General features: G+C 74.5%; 10 protein-coding genes. 6 read left to right on the forward strand and 4 right to left on the reverse strand.

Annotated elements, in window-relative coordinates; translation table 11 throughout:
• From AC27IY_RS38185 to AC27IY_RS38195, 3 genes are read left to right on the forward strand one after another with little or no spacing between them, the layout of a single operon-like run.
• Positions 1 to 1,122 (forward strand): exonuclease SbcCD subunit D, encoded by a 1,122-nt coding sequence (locus AC27IY_RS38185; RefSeq protein ID WP_487180981.1) that lies wholly within the window; start codon positions 1 to 3, stop codon positions 1,120 to 1,122.
• Positions 1,123 to 4,929: an AAA family ATPase gene (locus tag AC27IY_RS38190; RefSeq protein WP_487180982.1), complete on the forward strand. Its 3,807-nt coding sequence runs from the start codon at positions 1,123 to 1,125 to the stop codon at positions 4,927 to 4,929. It abuts the gene before it with no gap.
• Between the two features lie 41 nt (positions 4,930 to 4,970).
• Complete coding sequence (locus tag AC27IY_RS38195; protein WP_423476600.1) at positions 4,971 to 5,861, forward strand: NAD-dependent epimerase/dehydratase family protein; 891 nt, start codon at positions 4,971 to 4,973, stop codon at positions 5,859 to 5,861.
• Between the two features lie 6 nt (positions 5,862 to 5,867).
• Here AC27IY_RS38195 and AC27IY_RS38200 read toward each other — a convergent pair whose 3' ends face one another.
• Positions 5,868 to 6,707, reverse strand: coding sequence for a class I SAM-dependent methyltransferase (locus tag AC27IY_RS38200; RefSeq protein ID WP_423476599.1), 840 nt, complete (start codon positions 6,705 to 6,707; stop codon positions 5,868 to 5,870).
• Positions 6,708 to 6,802: 95 nt separating this feature from the next.
• Positions 6,803 to 7,438 carry an HAD family hydrolase gene (locus AC27IY_RS38205; protein ID WP_487180983.1) on the reverse strand — a complete coding sequence of 212 codons (636 nt, stop codon included), beginning with the start codon at positions 7,436 to 7,438 and terminating at the stop codon, positions 6,803 to 6,805.
• A gap of 92 nt (positions 7,439 to 7,530) precedes the next feature.
• Here AC27IY_RS38205 and AC27IY_RS38210 point away from each other — a divergent pair, with 92 nt between their 5' ends.
• Together AC27IY_RS38210 and AC27IY_RS38215 are read left to right on the forward strand one after the other, a co-directional pair.
• The gene (locus AC27IY_RS38210; protein WP_423450706.1) at positions 7,531 to 8,823 is read left to right on the forward strand and encodes an MFS transporter; all 1,293 of its coding nucleotides are present in this window, start codon (positions 7,531 to 7,533) and stop codon (positions 8,821 to 8,823) included.
• A gap of 88 nt (positions 8,824 to 8,911) precedes the next feature.
• Positions 8,912 to 10,225 (forward strand): NAD(P)/FAD-dependent oxidoreductase, encoded by a 1,314-nt coding sequence (locus AC27IY_RS38215; RefSeq protein WP_487180984.1) that lies wholly within the window; start codon positions 8,912 to 8,914, stop codon positions 10,223 to 10,225.
• A 3-nt stretch (positions 10,226 to 10,228) separates the two neighbouring features.
• Here the strand turns inward: AC27IY_RS38215 and AC27IY_RS38220 are convergent, their stop codons facing one another.
• Entirely contained in the window at positions 10,229 to 11,452 is a 1,224-nt protein-coding gene (locus tag AC27IY_RS38220; RefSeq protein ID WP_344211946.1) for a LeuA family protein, read from the reverse strand.
• Between the two features lie 66 nt (positions 11,453 to 11,518).
• Between AC27IY_RS38220 and AC27IY_RS38225 the strand changes: the two genes are divergently transcribed.
• On the forward strand, positions 11,519 to 12,913 hold the full coding sequence (locus tag AC27IY_RS38225) for a citrate synthase (RefSeq protein WP_487180985.1): 1,395 nt from the start codon (positions 11,519 to 11,521) through the stop codon (positions 12,911 to 12,913).
• On the opposite strand, the gene AC27IY_RS38230 is transcribed toward AC27IY_RS38225, so the two are convergent.
• On the reverse strand, positions 12,906 to 16,064 hold the full coding sequence (locus AC27IY_RS38230; RefSeq protein WP_487180986.1) for a coiled-coil domain-containing protein: 3,159 nt from the start codon (positions 16,062 to 16,064) through the stop codon (positions 12,906 to 12,908). The genes AC27IY_RS38225 and AC27IY_RS38230 overlap by 8 nt on opposite strands.
• Positions 16,065 to 16,083: the final 19 nt, after the last annotated feature.

Genomic DNA, 16,083 nt, shown 5'->3' on the forward strand with positions numbered 1-16,083 from the left:
ATGCGGATCCTGCACACCTCCGACTGGCACCTCGGGCGCGCCTTCCACCGGGAGAGCCTGCTCGCGGCGCAGGCCGCGTTCGTCGACCACCTGGTCGAGACGGTGCGGGAGGAGCGGGTCGACGTCGTGGCCGTCGCCGGCGACGTCTACGACCGGGCGCTGCCCCCGGTCGACGCGGTCGCCCTGCTCGACGACGCGCTCGCCCGGCTGACCGGCGCCGGCGCGCGGGTGGTGCTCATCAGCGGCAACCACGACTCGGCGCTGCGGCTGCGGTTCGGGTCGGCGCTGTTCGAGTCCGCCGGGGTGCACGTGCGCTGCGCGCCCGAGCGGGCCTGGGAGCCGGTGCTCGTCGACGGCGTCGCCTTCTACGGCATCCCCTACCTGGAGCCGGAGCTGGTGCGGGCGCCGTGGGAGCTGCCCGACCGCAGCCACACGGCGGCGATCACGTACGCGATGGACCGCGTCCGCGCCGACGCGGCCCGCCACCGCGCGGCCGTCGTGCTGTCCCACTGCTTCGTCACCGGCGGGCAGGCCAGCGACAGCGAGCGCGACATCAGCGTGGGCGGGGTGGCGCACGTGCCGCTCGCCGCGTTCGACGGCGTGGACTACGTCGCGCTCGGTCACCTGCACGGCCGCCAGCGCATGTCCGAGACCGTGCGCTACTCGGGCTCGCCGATCGCCTACTCCTTCTCCGAGACGGGCCACGTGAAGGGCTCGTGGCTGGTCACGCTGGGGGGCGGTGACGGGTTCTGCGCCGAGTTCGTGCCCGCGCCGGTGCCCCGTCCCGTCGGGCGGCTGCGCGGCGAGCTGGAGCGGCTGCTCGCCGATCCGCGGCACGCCGCCGTCGAGGACCACTGGCTCCAGGTCACCCTCACCGACCCCGTACGCCCCAAGGCGGCCATGGACCGGCTGCGCGCCCGCTTCCCGCACACCCTCGCCCTCGCCTTCGACCCGGCCGAGGCCGCCCCGGCCGCGCAGCCGGTCCGCCTGAGCGGGCGGCCCGAGGCCGAGGTCGCCCTCGACTTCGTCCGCGAGGTGCGCGGCGAGCCTGCCGCACCCGAGGAGGAAGACCTGCTAAGACGGGCCATCGAGGCGTCGAGGACAAAGGAGACGATGGCGTAGATGCGGCCTCACCGGCTGACGCTGACGGCGTTCGGCTCCTTCCCCGGCACCGAGACGGTCGACTTCGACGCACTGGCCGAGGCGGGCCTGTTCCTCATCCACGGGCCGACCGGCGCGGGCAAGACCACCATCCTCGACGCCCTGTGCTTCGCCCTCTACGGGCAGGTTCCCGGGCAGCGCAACAGCGCCCGCAGCCTGCGCTGCGACCATGCCCCGGCCGGCACCGGGCCGTCGGTCACCCTGGAGGCGACCATCCGGGGCCGCTTACTCCGCGTCGAGCGCTCCCCGGCGTGGCTGCGTCCCAAGCTGCGGGGCAGCGGCGTCACGGAGGAGAAGTCCAAGGTCATCGTCTCCGAACGCCGCGACGGCGCCTGGCACGGGCTCACCACCCGCCTGGACGAGGCCGGCGACCTGGTGGGCGGGCTGCTCGGCATGAACGCCGAGCAGTTCTGGCAGGTGGCGATGCTGCCGCAGGGCGACTTCGCCAAGTTCCTGCGCGCCGACGGCGAGGAGCGCGGCAAGCTGCTGGAGCGGCTGTTCACCGTCAAGGTGTTCACGGCGGCGGAGGGATGGCTGGCCGAGCAGCGCAAACTGGCCTGGCGGGAGGCGCAGGAGCTGCGGCGGCAGGTGGACTTCGCCGTCCAGCGCGTCGAGGAGGCCACGTTCGACCCCCTGATCCCGCTGCCCGCCGCTCCCGATGACGGGGCGCCCTCGCGCGACGACGATCCCCTGCGCTGGGCGGGGGCGCTGCTCGCCGCCGCCAGGGCGGTGGCCGTACGTTCCGAGGAGGAGCACGAGGCCGCCGCGCGGGCGCTGCGCGAGGCCCGCCAGCGCTTCGACCAGGCCGCCGCCCTGGCCGACCGGCAGCGCCGTCACGCCGACGCGCTGACCGCCCGGCGCGCGCTCGACGAACGCGCCGACGAGCGTGCCGACCTCCAGGCCGTCCTCGACGACGCCGCCCGCGCCGATCGGGTCATCCCGCTCGTCACCGCCGTACGGCAACGCGAGGAGGCCGCCGCCAAGGCCCGCACCCTGGCTGCCGACGCCCTCGCCCGCGCCCATCCCCTCCTGCCTCCGTCGTCCCTGCCTTCGTCGTCCCTGCGTTCGGCGGATGAGCTGGCCGCGCTGGAGCGGGACCGGCGGGCCGAGATCGCGCGCCTGTCGGAGCTGCTGACCGAGGAGTCCAGGCTCGCCGGCGTACGGCGTGACCTGCTCCGCGTCGAGGAGGAGCTGACCCGGCTGGCCGCCGAGGACGAGCGGGTGGCCGCCCGGCTGGCCGCGCTCCCCGCTTTGATCGAGCAGGCCGAGGCCGAGCTGGCCCGGTGCCGCGCCGCCGCCGCCAGGATCCCCGCCGCCGAGGCCGTACGCGCCGCCGCCGCCGACCTCATCGGCGTCGACAGGGAGCTGGCGGGGCTCGCGGCGGAGCTGGAGACGCTGGAGCGGCGCGAGGCGGAGGTGTCGGCCGTCGAGGCCGAGCTGCCCGCCCGCCTGGCCGCGTCGAGCGCCGCCCTGGAGGAGGTGCGCGCCCAGGCCGCCGCCATCCCGATCGCGTCCGCCGGGCTCGACGCCGCGCGGGCAGCGCTGGAGGCCGTACGCCGCCGCGACGTCCTGGCCGCCGAGCTGGAGACCGCGACTGCCGCCCATCAGGTGCTGGTCGACCAGGCCCAGGCGCTCCGCGAACGCTGGCTCGACCTGCGCCAGGCCCGGATGGACGGCATGGCGGCCGAGCTGGCCCGCGACCTCGCCGACGGGCGCCCGTGCGCGGTCTGCGGCTCCGAACACCATCCCCATCCGGCGTCCCCTGCCCCGAGCGCGCCGTCCGCCGACGACGAGCGGGCGGCCGAGGGCGCCCACGAGAGCGCCCTGGCCGAGCGGGAGGCGTCCGAGCGCCACCTCGCCTCCCTGGGGTCCCGGCACGCCGACGCCGCCGAGGCCATTGGCGACCTCGACCCGGAGACCGCCGCCGACCGCGTACACCAGGCGGAGGAGGAGCTGTCCCGCCTGCGGGAGGTGGCCGGGCGTGAGGCCGCCCTGGCGGCGGCGCTGGAGCGGGTCGAGGCCGAGCGAGAGCGCGTACGCGACCAGGCGGCGCGGGTCGCCGAGGAACTGGCCGCCTGCCACGCCCACCGCACCCACCTGGAGTCCGCCCGCACCCGCCTCCACACCCGCCTGACAACCGACCACACCCGTCTCCGCACCCACCTCACCCGGCCGGGCACGGACACGCCCGAAGCCGCGATGGGCACGCCCGGAGCCGCTACGGACACGCCCGGAGCCGCTCCGGGCATGCCCGGGATCGCGGTGGGCGCGCCCGAAGTCGCGGTGGGCACGCCTGATGCGGCCACCACCGACGCCACCGCGCCCGATGCTGCTGTGGCTGGTGTCGGCGCGCCCGATACACCCGATGCGACCGTGGCCGATGCGGCCGTGCCTATCGCGCCCGATGCGCCCGACGTTGCCGTGCCCGACGCCGCCGCGCCCGGCGCGGGCGCGGCCGCTGGCGCTGTGCCCGATTCCGTGATGCCTGATCTCTCCGCGCCCGACGCCGCCGTCGCGGTGCTGGCGGAGGTTGAGGGGGAGCTGAGGCGGTTGCGGCGGGTGGCGGAGGTGGAGAGCGGGGCGGCGCGGGAGGTGGCCCGGCGGCGGGAGGAGGCGCGGGAGCAGGAGGAGCGGGCGCGCGCGGTCGCCTCCCGGCTGGCGGCGGGCCGCGCCCGGCACGAGGAGCTGAGCGCCGACGCCGCCCGCCTGGCCGCGCGGCTCGACGCGGCGCGCGGCGGCGACGCGACCCTGACCGCCCGCCTGTCCCGCCTCACCGACGAGGCCGAGCTGCTGCGCGAGGCGGTCGAGGCCACCAGGGCCGCGCTGGCGGCGGACGACGAGCTGGCCCGCGCGCGAGGCCAGGCGCGGGAGGCGGCGGCCGAGGCCGGGTTCGCGGACGTCCAGGAGGCCGAGGCCGCCTACCGCGGCCCCGCCGAGCGGGAGCGCAAGACCGAGGCCCTGCGGCGGCTCGACGACGAGCACGCCGCCGTCACCGCCGCCCTCGCCGATCCCGAGCTGGCCGCCGCCGCGGCCGAGCCCGCCCCCGACCTGGCCGGGGCCGCCGCGGTCCGCGAGGCGGCCGAGCAGGCGCACACGAACCTGGCGAGCGTACGCGACCGGGCCGCCGCCCGGGCCCGCCGCCTGGCGGAGCTGGAGGCCGAGCTGTCGGCGTGCGTCCAGCGCTGGCGTCCGGCGGAGGAGCGGCACCGCCTGGCCGAGCGCATGGCGGCCCTGACCGGCGGCACCTCCAGCGACAACCGGTGGAGCATGAGCCTCTCGTCGTACGTCCTCGGCGAGCGGCTGCGCGCGGTCGTCGAGGCCGCCAACGAACGGCTCGACCACATGTCGGCCGGCCGCTACCTGCTCCAGCACGACCTGCGCAAGACGGCCGGCTCGCGCGGCCGTTCGGGCGGCGGGCTGGGGCTGCGCGTGTCCGACGGCTGGACCGGCGTCGACCGCGACCCGGCGACCCTGTCGGGCGGCGAGAGCTTCATCACCTCCCTTGCCCTCGCGCTCGGCCTGGCCGACGTGGTCACCGCGGAGGCGGGCGGCGCGGAGATCGGCACCCTCTTCGTGGACGAGGGCTTCGGCACACTGGACGAGGACACCCTCGACGGCGTGCTCGACATCCTCGACGGGCTCAGGGACGGCGGCCGGGCGGTGGGCATCGTCAGCCACGTGGCCGAGCTGCGGTCCCGGATCACCGCTCAGCTCAAGGTCACCAAGACCCGCAGAGGCTCGGCGCTGGCCATCTCCGGGGTGGGATGATCTTTCAGGATCCACCACTATGCGGCGAAGGAGACAAACCCATGCGTGTCGTCGTCACGGGGGCCCACGGCAAGGTGGGGCGCTCGGCCGTCCAGGCGTTGCTGGCGGCCGGTCACGAGGTGACCGCCTGCGATGTCACCCGTCCGGTCTGGGAACGGGAGGATCCGGGCACCCCCCGCTACGTGCAGGCCGACCTGACGGACGCCGGTCAGGCGTTCGCCGTGGCGCGCGGGGCGGAGGCGGTGGTGCACGCGGCGGCCATTCCCGACCCCACGCACAACCCGCCGCACGTGGTGTTCCAGAACAACGTCATGGCGACGTTCAACCTGGTCGAGGCGGCCGTGCGGTTCGGCGTGACCCGGTTCGTCAACATCTCCAGCGAGACGGTGCCCGGGTTCTTCTTCGCCGAGCGGCCGTTCCTGCCGGACTACGTGCCGGTGGACGAGGAGCACCCGATCCGGCCGCAGGACCCGTACGCGCTGTCCAAGCACGTCGGCGAGCAGCTCATGGACGCGGCCGTGCGCCGCTCCGACCTCAGGTGCATCTCCCTGCGGCCGAGCTGGGTGCAGCACGAGGGCAACTACGAGCGCAACCTCGGCCCGCAGGTGCGCGACGTCAGCCAGCCCGGGGCGGGGCTGTGGAGCTACACCGACGCCTACGACCTGGCGGACGCGATCGTCCTGGCCGTGGAGTCCGACCTGCCGGGCCATGAGGTGTTCTACATCGCCGCCCCCGACAACGCGGGCGGGCACGACTTCGCGGCGGCGCTGCGCGAGCACGTGAGCGAGACGATCGAGCTGCGGCCGCTCGCCCGTCCCGACGCCTCGGGCGTCTCCTGCGCCAAGGCGCACCGCCTGCTGGGCTGGACCCCGAAGCGGTCGTGGCGCGACTACCTGGACGAGAACGGCCGCGCCCGAGTCAAGGAGGGCTGACGGCGTTCAGGCGGGGGTGGCGACGACCAGGCGGCACAGGTCCACGCTGACCGGCGTGGCCGCCGTCCGCGCGGCCACGGCCGGCAGGTCGGGCTGGCGCACGTGCTCGACCACCCGCAGCCCGTGCCCGGCCAGCAGCGCGGTGACCGACTCGGGCGTGTGGAACGTCAGCCAGGGCTCGCCGCGCTCGGCGGCGGCGGGCAGGGCATAGCCGGCCATCTCCGCGCCCAGCGCGTCCCGGGCTTCGGGCGGCAGGGCGTACTCCATGACGAGCTCCGAGCCGGGCGCGAAGGCGGCGAACGCGGCCAGCGTGGCCGACACCGCCTCCGCCGTGAGATACATGCTCACCCCGAGCCAGCTCACGAACGCGGGCTGGCCGAACGCGAATCCCGCCGCGCCGAGCCGGGAATTCAGGTCCTCCCTCTCGAAATCAACGCCGACGAAGGTGAGAAATTCCGGCACCGAAATTCCGGCGTCGGCGAGGAGCCTTTTCTTCCATTCCTGGGTGGCCGGATGGTCCACCTCGAAGACCCGGATCCCGCCGCCGGCCTGCCGGTAGGCGAAGGTGTCGAGGCCGGCGCCGAGGCTGACGTACTGCGTGAGGCCTGAGCCGAGCAGGCGGTCCTCGGCGTGCCGGCTGCGGGCGGTGACCTGCGCGCGGGTGCCGGACAGGATGAGATGGCCGCCGTGCAGGCGGTGGTAGCCGAGCAGTTCGCCGGCTCGCTCGCCGAGCAGCGGGGCGGCCAGACGGTCGGCGAAGATGTGCGGGGGCTCGTCGACCACGAGGTGGGCGGCGCGCGCGGCGGCGGCCATCATCGCGGTCTGGCTGGGTTTCTCGCTGAACACGCGGCGATATTAGCCACGGCATTTATGGGAATGCAAACAGCATAACACGTGAATGTCAATTTGCGATAACAAAAGAAAACCCGAACGGGAGAAGTTCAGTCCAGCCTGGTGAGCAGTTCGGGGAGGCCGGCCGGGTCGTGGAACAGGTGGGTGGCGCCCGCGCCGGTCAGCCGGGTGGGCGGGTGGAAGCCGCCCGCGTAAGCGAGGCACCGCATGCCAGCGCTCACCGCCGCCATCACCCCGAACGGGCTGTCCTCCACGACGACGCACCGCTCGGGGTCGGCCCCCATCGTGGCGGCGGCGTGCAGGAACAGGTCGGGCGCCGGCTTGCCCCGCGGGACGTCCTCGGCGCTGAACACCCGGCCCGCGAACCGCCCGGCCAGCCCGGTGATCTCCAGGCTGCGGCGGATGGTCCGGTGGCGGCCGTTGGAGGCCACGCAGCTCGGCACGTCGAGCTGGTCGAGCGCCGTCTCGATGCCCGCGATCACGCGCAGCTCGGCCGTGATCGCGGCCTCGTACTCGGCGTCGAGCTGTTCTTTCCAGCCGGGCGGGGTCTCGCCGACCTGCTCGGCCCAGAACTCGTTGGTGCAGCCCACGAAGCGCTCGGCGTACTCCGCCTCGTCGATCGACCAGCCCAGGCGTCGCAGCGCGGCGGTGCCTACGCGGACCGATATGGCCTCGCTGTCCACCAATGTCCCGTCGCAGTCAAAGATGACCAGTTCGACACCCAACGCGCCTTACCTCCCCTTGTTCGTTCCGAACCCTATCGGCAGGTAGCGTTGACAGGTCGAGTCACCGCACGTCAGCCCCCAGAGTGAGCGCCATGAAGACAACCCCCCGGCCGGACACGGCCGCCCCGAGCCGGTCCAGGATCGCGGTCGCCAGCCTCGCCGGCACCGCCATCGAGTTCTACGACTTCTACATCTACGGGACCGCCGCCGCCCTGGTGCTCAACACGGCGTTCTTCCCCGAGATGGACCGGGTGGCGGGCACCCTGGCCTCGTTCTCGACGTTCGCGGTGGCGTTCGTGTCGCGGCCGCTCGGCTCGGCCGTGTTCGGTCACTGGGGCGACCGCATCGGCCGCAAGTCCATGCTCGTCGTGTCGCTGCTGGTGATGGGCCTGTCGACGGTGCTCATCGGGCTGCTGCCCGGCTATGCCGCCATCGGCGTGGCCGCGCCCGTGCTGCTGGTGCTGCTGCGCTTCACCCAGGGCATCGGCCTCGGCGGCGAATGGGGCGGCGCCGCGCTGCTCGCCACCGAGCACGCGCCGCCCGGCAAGCGCGGCCTGTACGCGATGTTCCCGCAGCTCGGGCCGTCGGTGGGGTTCCTGGCCGCCAACGGGCTCTTCCTCGTGCTCGGCGAGGCGCTGAGCGAGGAGCAGTTCGACGGATGGGGGTGGCGGCTGCCGTTCGTGGCCAGCCTGCTGCTGGTGATCGTCGGCCTGTACGTCCGGCTCAAGATCTCCGAGACGCCGGTCTTCAAAGCCGCGATGGACGAGCGGCGCATCGCCAGGGTGCCGTTCGTCGGCCTCATGCGGCACCAGTGGCGGCGGGTGCTGCTCGGCGCGGGGGCCATGACGGTCGCGTACACGCTGTTCTACACCGCCACCACCTACTGCCTGTCGTACGGCACCGGCACGCTGGAGATCCCGCGCACCACGATGCTCGGCCTCACCATGGTCGGCGTCCTCTTCATGGCTGCGGGGACGGTCGCCTCCTCCATCGTGTCCGACCGGCTGGGCCGCCGGCGCACGCTGATCGCCGGGTGCGGGCTGGCGATCGCGTGGGGGCTGGTGATGTTCCCGCTGATGGAGACCCGGTCGGTGGTCCTCGTCGGCGTGGCGCTGGCGGGCGCGCTCGGCCTCATGGGGCTGGTCTTCGGCCCGATGGGCGCCTATCTGCCGGAGTTGTTCCGTACCGAATACCGCTACAGCGGCGCCTCTGTCGCCTACAGCCTCGGCGGCGTGCTCGGCGGCGCGGTGCCGCCGCTGGTCGCGACCGGCATGCAGGCCGGCGGGCTCGGGGCGACGGCGGTCGGCGCGTACGTCTCCGCGATGGCCCTGCTGAGCCTGCTCTGCCTGCTCGCCCTGCCGGAGACCGGCGACCGGACTTTGTGAACCGGACGTCGTAAGTTCCTGCGCCGGGTTGTCACGTCCGGCGGCGCTGTCCCGTCCTCATGGTGAGAACCGAAAGGAGCTGGGGACAGTGAGCAAGCACATCCTGATCGTCGGCGGCGGATATGTCGGTTTCTACACCGCTCTGGGGCTGCGCAAGCTGATCCGTTCAGGAGAGGCGAGCGTGACCATCGTGGACCCGCGCGGCTACATGACCTATCAGCCCTTCCTCGCCGAGGCGGCCGGCGGCGCGGTCGAGCCGCGGCACGTCGTCGCCCCGCTCGCCCCGGCGCTGCCCGGCGCGCGCGTGCTGACCGGTCACGTCACCTGCCTGGACCACGCGGCCCGCACCGCCGAGTTCCAGCCGGTGCAGGGGCCGGCCAGGACTCTCACGTACGACATCCTCGTGATGGCGGCCGGCTCGGTCACCCGCCTGCTGCCCATCCCCGGGCTGGCCGAGCACGCCGTCGGCTTCAAGACCGTCGGCGAGGCCGTGCACCTGCGCAACCGCGTCCTCGCCCAGCTCGCCGCCGCCGTCTCGACCGACGACGAGCAGATACGCCGCCGGGCGCTGACCTTCGTGGTGGTCGGCGGCGGGTTCTCGGGCGTGGAGGCGCTGGCCGAGATGCAGGGCCTGGCCGACGAGGCCGTTCGGCACCACGCCGGCGTCGAGCCCGCCGACCTGAGCTGGACCCTGGTCGAGGCCGGCGAGCGCATCCTGCCCGAGCTGGACGCGGCGCTCGGCCGGTGGACCGCCGGCGCGCTGCGCGCCCGCGGCGTGGACGTGCGCGTCGGCGTCCGGCTGGTCTCGGCCGAGGGCGGCGTCGCCGAGCTGAGCGACGGCACCCGCCTCGACGCCGGCACGCTGGTCTGGGCCGCCGGCGGCCGGCCGAATCCTCTCGCCGCCGCCGCCGGCCTGCCCGTGGACCGGCTCGGGCGGATCGTCGCCACCGAATACCTGACGGTGGCCGGGGTGCCGAACGCGTTCGCGGCCGGTGACGGGGCCGCGGTGCCCGACCTGACCCGGCCGGGCGAGTTCACCGCCCCCAACGCCCAGCACGCGGTCCGCCAGGCCAAGCTGCTCGCCCGCAACGTGGTGGCCCACGTGCGGGGACGGCGGCTGCGGCCGTACCGGCACGCCTACCTCGGCTCGGTCGCCGGGCTCGGGCACCACCAGGGGGTCGCCCAGGTGTACCGGCTGCGGCTGACCGGGTTCCTCGGGTGGCTGGCGCACCGGGCGTACCACCTGGCGTGGGTGCCGACGTTCGGCAACAAGGCCCGGGTGCTGACGGACTGGGCGCTGTCGGCGGTCTTCCGCAGGGAGACCGTGCCGCTCCAGGCGATCGAGCACGCCGACGCCGACTTCCGCGCCGCCGCCGCGCTCGACGCGCCCCGGGCGGCCTGACCATCACTCGGTGAGGCCGGGGAAGAGCAGCGACAGCTCGCGCGGGTGGGCGGCGATCAGGCGCAGCTCGTCGTCCGTGAGCGGCTTGCCGGTCATCGCGTTGCAGAGCTGGACCAGGCGGAACGCCAGCTCCTCGTCCCCGGCGGCCACCTCGGCGCCGAGGCCGTCCATGACGTGGCGGAAGCCGGCCTTGCCGCCGTACTCGCCGGTCAGGACCACCCGGCCGGAGCGGGCGTGCCAGTCCTGCGGGAACGGGCCGAGCGTCGCCTCGTCGTACAGCTCGTAGTTGCCGTGGTCCTTCAGCGCGCCGTCGGCGTGGATGCCCGACTCGTGCGCGAAGGCGTTCCGCCCCGCCCCGACCTGGTTGTACGGCAGCGGCTGCCCGAACGCGTACGCCGCCCACAACGCGAAGCGCCGCGCCCACGACAGGTCCAGGTCGTCGCCGATCTCGGCGTCCAGGCCGAAGCCGTGCCGGAAGGCCAGGATGGTGGAGAGCAGGTCGGCGTTGCCGGAACGCTCGCCGATGCCGTTCACGCAGGTGTTGATCCAGGCGTCCTGGCCGGCGTCGAGGTCGCCGAGCGCGCCGGAGACCGAGTTGGCCACGGCCAGGCCGAGATCGTTGTGGCAGTGCGTCTCGACGGGCATCGCGGCGGCCGAGGCCAGCTTGGCGAAGCGCTCGCGGATCCGGTCGGGCGTGTCGCCGCCGATCGTGTCGCAGTAGCGCACCCGGTCGGCCCCGGCCTCCTTCGCCGCCAGCGCGAACTCCAGCAGGAAGGCGTCGTCCGTACGCGAGCCGTCCTCCGCGTTCACCCCCACGGTCAGCGCGCCCGCGGCCTTGGCCGCCCGCACCGCCGCGGTCATCTCCCTGATGATCGCCTCCCGGTCCAGCCGGCCGCGGAACTTGTTCTGGATCATGTAGTCGGACGTCGAGATGGACAGGTTGTAGTGCTTCAGCCCGAGCGGGGCGGCCCGCTCCACGTCCTGCGGCACGCCCCGGCACCAGCCGGACAGCCGCAGCTCCCCGAACGCGCCGGCCTCGGCGAGCGCCAGCTGTGCCCGTACGTACGGGACCTCGTGGAACAGGAACGGGAAGCCGATCTCGGACTGCGCCACCCCGAGCTTGGCCAGATAGAAGTTGACCATGGTCTTGCCGAACTTCGACAGGCCGGTACGCGCGGTCTGCACGCCGTCCCGGTTGGTCACGTCGAGGAAGTGAACTTTGGGCATGCACTCACGTTGACATGCTTGCTCAATATGGATCAATATTGATTTTCGTCAACGTGGAAGGGTCCGATGGAGTGGATCGACGCGGCCACGGCCGCCGAACGGCTCGGGGTGAAACCGGCCACTCTGTACGCGTACGTGAGCAGGGGAGTGCTGCAGCGGCGGCACGCCGACGACGGGCGGCGCAGCCTCTTCTCCGCCGAGGAGGTCGAACGTCTCGCCCGCCGCGGCCGGCCGCGCAGCCAGCCACCGGAGCTGGTCATCGAGTCGGCGGTGACGGCGCTGGGCGTGGACCGGCCGTACTATCGCGGGGCCGACGCCCTGGAACTGGCCAGAAGACACCCCTTCGAAACCGTCGCCACCTGGCTCTGGACCGCCACCTCCGCCCCCGCCCCCGCACCTGCCCCCGCACCTGCGCCCGGGCCGGGCCCCGCCCCCGATCCGGGCTCCACTCCCGATCCGGGCTCCACTCCCGGGCCGGGCCCCGCCTCCGCTACCCTCTCCGGTCCCCCTGACCTCGACCCCCTCTCCCGTCCCCCTGACCCCGCAACCCCCCTCTCCAATCCGCCTGGCTCCGACGCTCAGGCAGATGGCGGGGACGGGGGGCCGTGGCGGTGTGAGGAGGAGGCGCTGCGGGCGGCGGTGGCCGCGCAGCGGGGTCTGCCCGCCGACCTCCTGCCGCTCGACCGCCTCCAGGTGATCACCACGGTCCTCGGCGCGTCCGACTCGCTGCGCTTCCAGCTCGACCGCGCCTCGGTGGCGGCCACCGGCCGCCGCCTCATCGCCGGCCTGGTGGACGCCCTCCCCGCCCTGAGCGAGCCCGCCGGCGAATCGATCGCCGCCCGGCTCTGGTCCCGCCTGTGCCCGCAGCCCGCCACGCCCGCCCTGCTCGACGCGCTACGGGCCGCGCTGGTCCTGCTCGCCGACCACGAACTGGCCGCCTCCACCCTGGCCGCCAGGGTCGCCGCCTCCGCCAAGGCCGACCCGTACGCGGTGGTGCTGACCGGCCTCGGCGTGCTGGGCGGCCCGCTGCACGGCGGCGCGTCATACCAGGCCGAACGGCTGCTCCGCGAGGTCGCCGAGCCGGGCCAGGCCGCCCGCGCCGTCGCCGAGCGGGTCCGGCGCGGCGAGCGCGTCCCCGGCTTCGGCCACAGCGTCTACAAGAACGGCGACGGCCGCGGCGCCGTCCTGCTCGACCTGGTCGAACGGGCCGTCCCTGGGCACGATCGGATCGCCGCGGCCGAGGCGCTGGCCGCCGAGATGCGCCGGCGCCGGCTCCCCGAGCGCAACGTCGACTTCGCCCTCGCCGTCCTCACCGCCGTCGCCGGCATGACCCCCGGAGCCGGCGAGGCGATCTTCGCGGTCGCCCGGGTGGCGGGCTGGCTGGCGCACGCCATGGAGGAGTACGAGCGCGGCAGCCTCCTCCGCCTGCGTGCCTCCTACACCGGCCCGCCGGTCAGATAGCGGTCCGCTCGACGTACGCGGCCAGCGCCCGGACCCGCTCCGCGTGCTGGTCGTGGCCCACGATCACCGGCGGCTCGTTGTACGGCATCGCGTCCGACGACCGGCGCAGCTTGACGTACTGGCCGCAGGCGTCGATCGCGTACGGCTCCATGTCGTCCTGCAACGCCCCGATCACCGTGATGCCATACGTCTCGCCGATCCGCCGGAACAGCGCCACCGCCTCCCGCCGGTGTTCCTTGCCCAGGTTGCGGCCCAGCTCGTCGAGGACCAGGCACAGGTGACCGCCCCCGGACGAGGCGATGGCGGCGGCGCACACCAGCTTGACCGCCTTCTCGTCCATGAGCGCGGTGTTGGCCCGCCGGTTGTACGGCACGAACCCCTGGCCCTCGCCGCGCCGCCACTTCGGCGTGACCCGCCACTGCCAGCGCTGCTCGGGATCGGCGGGCGCGGGCGGCACCGGGAACTCCAGGGTCGCGCCGTAGCCGCCGTAGGAGGTGTCGAGCTTGTCGAACTCCTCCGCCACCCGCGTCAGCCGCGCCCTGATCGCCGCGGTCAGCGCCGCCCGGTGCACCGCCGTGGACTGCGCCGCCTCCTCGGCGCCCCGGGCCGCCGCCGACAGGTCGCGCTGCCGGGAGCCGAGCTGCGCCTCGATCTGCCGCCGCTGGTGCCGTTCGTACTCCTCCTGGGCGCGCAGATAGGACGCGAGCGCCCCGCACACCGCCGCGAACGTGGCCTGCTCGCGTGCCGTGCTCCCGCCCCGCTCGTTGAGCAGGAAGGCCAGCTCCTCGGGGATCTCGGCGTCCTCCTCGGGGAACGTGTCGCGCAGCGCCTGGTCGAAGTGGCGTTCGGCGACCCGCCACCACTCGTCGGCGGTGCGCGGCCGCTCATCCTCCGGCAGCGCCTCCAGCCACTGCCTGGCGGTCTCCGCCGTGCCGCCCCAGTCGGCGGCGAGCGCGTCCAGGCGCAGCGCCTCCCGCTCGGCGGCGACCTTCGCCTCCTGGTCGCGGGCCTGCGCCCGCTCGCTCTCGTGCCGCTGCCTGCGGCCCTCCAGGCGTTCGATCTCCATGTCCCGGGTGCGGGCCCGGAAGTCGAGCGCGCCGGCCAGCCGCTCGGCCTCGGCGACCTTGGGGGCCAGCTCCTCGACGGCCGCGTTGAGCTCGGTCAGGCGGGCGCGCCGCTCGGCCAGCTTCGCCTCCACCTCGGCCAGCCGCACCCCGGCCTGGGCGCCGTCCAGCCGCCGCTGCGCCTCGGCGACGGCCTCCTCGGCGTCGTGTACGGCCTGGGCCGCCGTCTCCTGCGCGTCCTTGGCCCGGTGCAGGCGCTGCTCGGCGGCCTTGATCCGGGCCTCCCGCCCGGTCGCCACCCCCTCGAACGCCCCCACCACACTCACCCCGGCCGCGCTGACCAGCACCGACCCCGGCAGCCCCGCCAACGCCTCGGCCGCCTCGCCGAGCCGGGCGGCGTCCACGATGACCGCATGCTCATGCGGCCACCCCCGCAACCCGACCACCTGCCCGACCGACCGCCCCACCTGCCCGACCGTGCCAGCCTGCTCGGTCGCGCCCGCCTTCCCGGTCGCGCCTGCCTTCCCGGGGGCGCCCGTCTGACCGGCGGTACGCGTCCGTCCGGGCGTGTGCGCGGCGTTGTCGCGGGCCTGCTCGGCCACGTCGAGCGCGTCGAGGAGGCCGGTGGCGCCGACACCCGCCGCGGCGAGCGCGTTGAGCTGGGCCGCAGCCGGCCCGCCCTCGGCGTCGTCCAGCGCCGCCTGCGCCGACGCAACCTCCTGGTCGGCCACGCCGAGCGCCTTCAGCGCCTCGTTGAGCCGGAGCCTGGCCTCGCGCAGCTCCCGCTCGGCGGCGGGCACGTCCCGCCCGTCGGCGAACCTGCGGCTCTGCTCCAGCGCCGGGATCCGGCCGCGCAGCTCGTCGGCGGAGTTGTCGGCCACGGCCCGGTCGGCGTCCAGCTTGGCGGCCCTGGCCTGCAGCGCCGCCAGCTCCTTGCGCGCCTCGGACACCTGCCGGTCGAGCGTGTCCTCGCGCAGCGTGCCGATCTCGGCCCGGACCAGGGCGATCGCCTCGCTCGCCGCCTCGCCGGCCGCGCGGTGCCGGTCGAGCTCGGCGGCCAGCGCGTCGTCCTTGGCCGCGGCGTCGGCCAGCTTGCGCGCCTGCCGCCCCCGCCAGCACCGCAACGCTTCCGCCAGCCGGACCCGCGCCTCGTCCCGCCGGTCGAACGTCCCCAGCAGCGCCTTCGACTCCGCCTCGAACTCCGCCAGCCGCTCGCCGGCCTGCGCCGCGCGCACCCGCTTGGCGTGCTCGTCCCTGCGGGCCTCCCGCTCCTGCTCCAGCTCGGCGTCCAGGCCGGTCAGGGCGGCGATGGCCTCGAAGACGCGCTCGGGGGAGATCTCGTTGAGCGGCTGGGAGAGCAGGTTCGTGGCGACCTTGCTGCGTACGGACGTGGACAGGAACGACACGCACCTGACCCGGTCGCCGTAGAGCGCCTTGGTCAGGTCGCGCGCCACGACGTCACGCTTGCCCGCCGACTTCGGCAGCGACGCCCAGATCTCGTCGGCCCGCGCCACCCGCTCGGCCTCCGACGGCGACGCCGCCAGATGAACGCCCTCACGCCAGCGGATCTCCAGGTGGGGCGCCTCCTGGTTGACGCGCAGCCACACCGTGAGGGCGCCGCCGGAGGTGTCGGGCACCTCGAACAGCTCACCGCCCGCCTCGCCCGAGTCCACAAGCAGCAGCTCGTCAGCGGGCACGGCGTCCGGCTCGTCCACTTGGGCCGGCTGGGCGTCGTCGTCGGGGAAGCCGTTCATGCCGGGCGGCGCGAAGACCCCCACGATGTAGCCGTGGTCGGCGCTCGCCCACTGCCGGCCGCCCGCGCCGCTCGCCAGCTCGGCGTTGAACAGCAGCTCGGAGACCGCCTTCGCGCCCGAGGCGAACCGCCACTGCTCGTCACCCAGCAGCGCCGTGATCGAGGCGATGAACGACGACTTGCCCGCCCCGTTGGAGTCCTTCGGCCCGGCGCCCGCCACCACGATGAGCGTGCCGGGGACCGTGGGCACCGGATGGGTGGACAGCCGCGAGATGTTGACCGCCTGCACGGCGATCAGCACCCGGTCTCCGACGACGTTCTCCACCTGCGACACCTGTGACCCCCGTAACCCT

Source organism: Nonomuraea sp. B208 (assembly GCF_057536035.1).